Annotated in this window: 7 protein-coding genes; 2 read left to right on the top strand and 5 right to left on the bottom strand. The window is 66.2% G+C overall.

The window, feature by feature from the left end:
- The 4 genes from A9W96_RS10780 to fadD5 form a co-directional block, all read right to left on the bottom strand.
- Nucleotides 1-452 (bottom strand): MlaD family protein (locus A9W96_RS10780; protein ID WP_156765197.1); only part of this gene is annotated, 452 nt, incomplete at its 3' end.
- A 5-nt stretch (nucleotides 453-457) separates the two neighbouring features.
- Nucleotides 458-1,327: an ABC transporter permease gene (locus tag A9W96_RS10775; protein ID WP_066861586.1), complete on the bottom strand. Its 870-nt coding sequence runs from the start codon at nucleotides 1,325-1,327 to the stop codon at nucleotides 458-460.
- A gap of 1 nt (nucleotide 1,328) precedes the next feature.
- Nucleotides 1,329-2,144, bottom strand: coding sequence for an ABC transporter permease (locus A9W96_RS10770; protein ID WP_066861583.1), 816 nt, complete (start codon nucleotides 2,142-2,144; stop codon nucleotides 1,329-1,331).
- A 293-nt stretch (nucleotides 2,145-2,437) separates the two neighbouring features.
- Nucleotides 2,438-4,033, bottom strand: a complete 1,596-nt coding sequence (gene fadD5, locus A9W96_RS10765) for a fatty-acid--CoA ligase FadD5 (RefSeq protein ID WP_066877155.1) — start codon at nucleotides 4,031-4,033, stop codon at nucleotides 2,438-2,440.
- A gap of 183 nt (nucleotides 4,034-4,216) precedes the next feature.
- On the opposite strand from fadD5, the gene A9W96_RS10760 reads away from it, so the two are divergent.
- Nucleotides 4,217-4,900, top strand: coding sequence for a GntR family transcriptional regulator (locus A9W96_RS10760; protein WP_197499482.1), 684 nt, complete (start codon nucleotides 4,217-4,219; stop codon nucleotides 4,898-4,900).
- Between the two features lie 87 nt (nucleotides 4,901-4,987).
- Here the strand turns inward: A9W96_RS10760 and A9W96_RS10755 are convergent, their stop codons facing one another.
- Nucleotides 4,988-5,428: an SRPBCC family protein gene (locus tag A9W96_RS10755; RefSeq protein WP_066861577.1), complete on the bottom strand. Its 441-nt coding sequence runs from the start codon at nucleotides 5,426-5,428 to the stop codon at nucleotides 4,988-4,990.
- 466 nt (nucleotides 5,429-5,894) lie between these two features.
- On the opposite strand from A9W96_RS10755, the gene A9W96_RS10750 reads away from it, so the two are divergent.
- Entirely contained in the window at nucleotides 5,895-6,380 is a 486-nt protein-coding gene (locus A9W96_RS10750; RefSeq protein ID WP_067139622.1) for a carboxymuconolactone decarboxylase family protein, read from the top strand.
- Nucleotides 6,381-6,397 lie beyond the last annotated feature (17 nt).

Raw genomic sequence — 6,397 nt, 5'->3', positions numbered from 1 at the left:
GTGTTGATCTCGGTGGTCACCGAGCGCGCGTCGATTACCGTGCGCGACGAAATCTTCTGCGGCGACGGATTCGCCGGCGTCGTCAGCGAGACGTACTTGCCACCGAACACCGTCGTCGCCTTGATATCGGCGTTGACATTCGACGGGATCAGCTTCAGGTAGCGCGGATACACCTCAAGGGTGAACTTGGCGGCCGGCTTGCCGTCGCGCACCGTCTCCGAGATCGAGCCCACCCGGCCGATCTCCACCCCGTTGTAGGTGACCTTCGAACCCGGGTCCATCACCAGGCCGGCGCGCGCTGCCAGCATGGTCAGTTGCGTCTTGGGGGTGAAGCTGCCCCGGAACTGCCCATAGATCAGGGCCAGCGCCAGCGCGGCGACGACCAGCAGCGCCACGCCGGCCAGCTTGTAGGGCGGGGTGCGGGGGGCGTTGGTCTGGATCGGGCTGGCCATGGCGGTTACACCGTGAGCGCGAAGTTGGGGTTGACGCCATAGAGCGCCAACGCGGCGGCCAACACGACGACCTGTACCGAGACCAGCGAGAAGCGCATCGACCGACCGACGGCCTCGCCCACGCCGACCGGACCGCCGCCGGCCTCATAGCCGTAGAAGCAGTGGGTGATCATCACGACCGCGGTGATGATGATGGCCTCCAAGAATGACCAGAACACGTCCTCGGGGCGCAGGAACGTCCGGAAGTAGTGCTCGTAGGTGCCGTTCGACTGCCCGTAGATCACCGTCGTGGTGATCTGCGGGGACAGGAAAGTCATGATGATCGCCATGGAGTAGATCGGGATGATCACCACCAGCCCGGCCATGATGCGGGTGGAGGCCAAGAACGAGATCGACTTGATGCCCATCACTTCCAGGGCGTCGACCTCCTCGCTGATGCGCATGGCACCCAGCTCCGCCGTGGCGCCGGCGCCGACCGTGGCCGCCATGGCGATGCCGGTGACGACGGGTGCGGCGATGCGCACGTTGATCAGCGCGGCGAAGAAGCCGGTGAACGCCTCGACGCCGATGTTGCCCAGCGAGGCGAAGCCCTGGATGGCGACCAGCGAGCTACCGGACAGCGTCACGAAGCCGACGATGGCGACGGTGCCACCGATGACCGCCATGGCGCCGGTGCCCATGCCGATCTGGGCGATGAGTCGCAGGGTCTCCTTGCGGTAGTTGCGCACCGCGTGCGGGATGTGCCCGACGGCGATGGCGCCGAACCACGCCATCTGACCGATGTCGTCGAGACCGCGAGCGGCGGCGAGGCCGTAGCGGTTGAGGTTCTCTGCCGCCCGCGGGAAGCGGGCGCGGAAGACGGCGGAAGTCGACACGTCAGTGCCCCGTCCCGAACCGGACACCGATGGTGGTCAGCACGACGTTGACGGCGTAGAGCGCGACGACACAGAGCACGACGGTCTCGTTCACGGCGGTGCCCAGGCCCTTGGAGCCGCCCCGCACGGTCAGGCCACGGTAGCAACCGACCAGCCCGGCGATCAGTCCGAAGACGGCGGCTTTGACCGTCGCGATGACGACCTCGGGCAAGCCGGTGATGGTGGTCAGCGTGGCCAGGTAGGCGCCACCCGACACGTTCTGCAGGTAGACGCCGAACAGGTAGCCGCCGACCAGGCCGACGGTGATCACCAGGCCGTTGAGCAGGGTCGCGACCAGGGTGGCGGCCACCACCCGGGGGACCACCAGCCGGTGGATCGGGTCGATGCCGAGCACCTCCATCGCGTCGATCTCTTCGCGGATGGTGCGGGCGCCCAGGTCCGCGCAGATCGCGGTCGAGCCGGCGCCGGCGACCACCAGCACCGTGGTCAGCGGGCCGAGCTGGGTGACGGCGCCGATCGCCGCGCCGGCGCCCGAGAGGTCAGCGGCCCCGAACTGGGCGAGCAGGACGTTGAGGGTGAAGATCAGCAGCACGGTCAGCGGGATCGACACCATGATGGTCGGCAGGAACGCCACCCGCATGATGAACCAGCACTGCTGGATGAATTCGCGGTACTGGAAGGGCCAGCGGAACAGCGCCCTCCCGGTGAGCACGCACATCCGGAAGAATCCCCCGACGAGCGTCAAAGGCGTCTCCAGTTGGTCGCGAACGTAGCCAACCAGGTAGGGACCCCGCCGACTTGTCGACGTTGAACTCACCGTTGCCCCCTCGCGACGTCACCGCGCGCCTCCCAGCGCCGCGGCGGATCGTGTAGCACGCCTCTCCCCCTCGCCGCGAGGCGGCTGGGTGTGCCCCCGCCTCGCCCCGACTCAACGTGTGTGACCATCGGCTCCCTACTGGCAAGTAGTAACGGAGACCACAGGAATGTACCCGATGGCCAATCAGGTGTGAACCGCATCCGCACAATTAACCCTTCGCCAACAGCTGGCAAACGTTACAGCTCCCGTCAACTTTCCTTTCTGCCCCTAAAACCTCTTGCCGTAGAATGGATTTAGTCGATTTCTCCGACGCCGTAGCGAACCCGCAGTTCAGTCTTGAGCACCTTGCCGGCCGGGTTGCGCGGCAACGCATCGACGATCTCGAGCGCCTTGGGGTGCTTGTACCGCGCCAGCCGCTCGGTCAAAAACTCGTCCAGCTCTTCGAGCGCTAACTTGTCGCCCGCGACAGCGGCGACCGCGATCGGCACCTCGCCCCACTTCTCGTGCGCCCGGCCGATAACGGCCACCTCGACGATGCTGGGATGGCTGGCGAGGACGTTTTCCACCTCGGCGCAGTAGATGTTCTCGCCACCGGAGATGATCATGTCCTTCTTGCGGTCGACCACCCACACGTAGCCGTCTTCGTCCATGCGCACGAGGTCGCCGGAGTGGAACCAGCCGCCCGCGAACGCTTCCGCCGTGGCCTGCGGGTTGTTCCAGTAGCCGCTCATCAAAGTTGGTGCGCGGTAGACGATTTCGCCAACCTCGCCGATCGGAACGTCGTTCATGTTTTCGTCGACGACGCGGGCGGCCACGGTGGGGATCACCTTGCCGACCGAGCCGCGTTTGCGAATGGCGTCCTCGCCCAGCAGCATGCACGTCACCGGCGACATCTCCGTCTGGCCGAACGCGGCCAGTATCTGGGCGCCGGGGAACCTCGCCGACATCTCCCGCAGCAGCGCGTCGGGGGCCGGCGCGGCGCCCCAGGAGATCACCCGCAACTTCAGGTCGCGCGGGCGAGCGTGTTGTTCGGCGCAGACCGCCTGCCACTGCGCGGGGACCAGGAAAATCCCGGTGACCTTCTCCGCGGCGAGCACGTCGAGTAGTTGTCCGGGCTCGAACGCGCCCAGCGGGTAGATCACCGTCGGGATGCCGAGCAGCACGCCGGTCAGCAGGTTGCCGATGCCCGCGATGTGAAAGAACGGCACCCCGATGAATCCGACGTCGTTGTTGATGTCGGCGCCGTTGGTGTACAGCCCGGTCATGGTCTGGCCGGTCAGATTCGTGTGGGTCAGTACGGCGCCCTTCGGCCGCCCGGTGGTGCCCGAGGTGTACATGATCAACGCCGGCGAGTCATTGGGGATGTCGACGGGTTGGTGCTCCTCGCCGGGCTCATCGATCAGGTCTTCGTAGCCGAGGACGTTGTCGTCGGCCGGGCCGCCCGCAACCACGACGGTGGCCAGCATTGACTCGATGTCGCGGACCCCGATGGCCACCGGGGCCAGCACCGGTTCGGTGATGATCACCCGCGCCTCGCAGTCCTGGACCAGGAACGCGATCTCGGCTGGCGTGAGTCGGAAGTTCAGCGGAACCGCGATGGCGCCGAGCATGTTGACGGCCAGCACCGATTCGACGAACTCGGTGCGATTGAGCATCAGGATCATCACCCGGTCACCGAAGCCGACACCCCGGCGGCTCAGCGCATCGGCCAGCGCCGCCACCCGGCGGCGCAGGTCACCCCACGACAGGCTGTTGCCCAGGAACCGCAGCGCGGTCGCTTTCGGCTGCATCAGCGCGTGCCGTTCCAGTTGGTTCACCCAGTTCTGTCGCCGGGCCAGGTACGGCTGCTCGTTCGCCTGTGTCGGATGGCTCGCCAATTGCGCGGTCAAACTCAACACTTCCCTTCACTCGCGCACCGCTTGCGCCAGGTTGATATTTGATAAAACTTAGTGTTGTGTGGGTCACACTATGGCGTTGACGATCCACTGACAAGTCCCCGTTAACACCCGTCAAAACTTAAACCCCGTCCCGCCAAGCCCACGAAAGCCCTGGCAGCCCCCGTGAACGCACCGATGTCAATGCAGCCGAGGAGTCGGCGGCCGCTGCGACGGGCGCAGTTGTCCGACGAGGTGGCCGGGCGTCTGCGGGCGGCGATCATGTCCGGCTCGCTGCGGCCGGGGACGTTCATCCGGCTCGACGAGACCGCGGCCCAGCTCGGGGTCAGCGTCACCCCGGTGCGTGAAGCCCTGCTCAAGCTGCGCGGCGAGGGCATGGTGCAGCTCGAACCACACCGCGGCCACGTCGTGCTGCCGCTGACCCGCCAGGACATCGAGGACATCTTCTGGCTGCAGGCGTCGATCGCCCGCGAGCTGGCGGCGGCGGCCACCGACCACATCACCGACGCCGAGATCGACGAGCTGGACCGGATCAACGACTCGCTGGCCACCGCCGTCGGGTCCGGCGACGCCGAAACCATCGCCGGCATCGAGTTCGCGTTTCACCGCGTCTTCAACCAGGCGAGCGGCCGGATCAAGCTGGCCTGGTTCCTGCTCAACGCCGCGCGCTACATGCCGGTGCTGGTCTATGCGGCCGACCCGCAGTGGGGCGAGGCCGCGGTGGACAACCACCGCAAGCTGATCGCCGCGCTGCGCCGGCGCGACACCGCCGCGGTGATCGAGCACACCGTGTGGCAGTTCACCGATGCGGCGACCCGGCTGACCGAGATGCGCGACCGCACCGGGCTTAGCGCTTCCTGACGGTCGCGAGCGTAAGCACACTGCGAATTCGGGGGCGCCTTTGCGCAGTGGGCTTACGTTCGCGGCGAGAACGGGCTGTCGCGGCTGTTAGCTCGCGGCCAGCTGCTCGGCGCGCTGCTTGAGGCTTTCGGCCAGGTGGTCCAGCACGTTGTTGAGGAGTTGCTTCACCATGGGCGCCGGGACCGGCATCGAGGTCTCGACGTCCAGGTCCACGGTCAGCAGGCTCGAAGCCCCCATCGACACCACCGAGAACAACTGTTCCTGCTTGGTGAACAGGTCGCCCTGCTGCAGGACGGTCTGGATCTGGTTTTCGCCCGGGTAGTACACGGCCTGGATGAACATGCTCTGCATGCCTTGGTAATCGGTGTCGAGCCGCAGCTGGCTGGGGCGCCCGTCGTCGTAGCGCGCCAGCACCCAGAGGCCCTTGATCTCCTCGTTCCACTGCGGGTAGGCCTCGAAGTCGCCGACGATCTTCATGATCAACGCGGCGTCGGCGTCCACTTCGACGGTCTTGCTCATCACTGGCATGCGCGAAGCATATCGGGGGCTCGAAGGGGCGAAAGCGGCCGCCCTGAGCCCGATTTCAGCCCAGCGGTGATCGCAAGCGCGGCGAAGCCGGGCGCTGCTGGTCGCTGTTCGGGCGGCGGCAGACGATCTGGACCCTGGCGCCGCCGGATGGCCGCCGAAGGTACTTGGGATGAGGTGCCGTCTCAGTTGCTGATGGCTGCTCAGACGCTGGGATGCTTGATTGGGCAGTGCGGTGGAGTACACGATCGCGCGTTTGCGGCCTGAGGACCAAGATCCATCAGCGTCGATGGTGCTGGCCTTGCCCTGGTGATCCTGGTCGGTGCCGGCCAAGCAGGCGACCACCCGGTGTTCGAGCATTGCTGAACTATTTGAAAGTCACGCGCAGGCCGGTGGAATGCCGTCGGCTGACATTTCGTGAATTCGTCTCGTCGAAGTGTCTGGGAGCAGCTCAATAAAGGAGATCATCGTGAAACCTCGCCTGGATGTCGTGACGAACAACGTGGTGCTGAAGGTCGTGAAACACCTGGTTGCCGCAGACCGGGCGGCCGCGGCGACGGCAGTGCCAGCGGCCACACAGGAGTTGCTGAAGATCCGGATAAGTCAGATCAACGGCTGCGGTTGCTGTCTCGACATGCATACCAAGGACGCGGCTGCGGCGGGGGAGTCGACGGTGCGGCTCAACCTGGTGGCCGCGTGGCGAGAGGCGACGGTCTTCAGCCCCGCAGAACGCGCCGCGCTCGAGCTCGCGGAGCAGGGCACCCGCCTCGGTGACGGGCGCCGTGTCACAGATGAGGCCTGGGCTAACGCCGCCGAGCATTACGACGTCGACCAACTTGCTGCCATCGTCGCCCACATCGCCATTCTCAATGCCTTCAATAGGCTGAATGTCATCCTGCAGCAGCCGGCCGGCGACTACCAGCAGGCCAGCTCGGCCGGTGCGGCGCCGGCGTGACTTACCGCTGCACTCGG

It is taken from the genome of Mycobacterium sp. 1245852.3 (assembly GCF_001669335.1).
Classification (GTDB): Bacteria; Actinomycetota; Actinomycetes; order Mycobacteriales; family Mycobacteriaceae; genus Mycobacterium; species Mycobacterium europaeum_A.
This window is presented reverse-complemented; position numbering and strand designations above follow the sequence as displayed.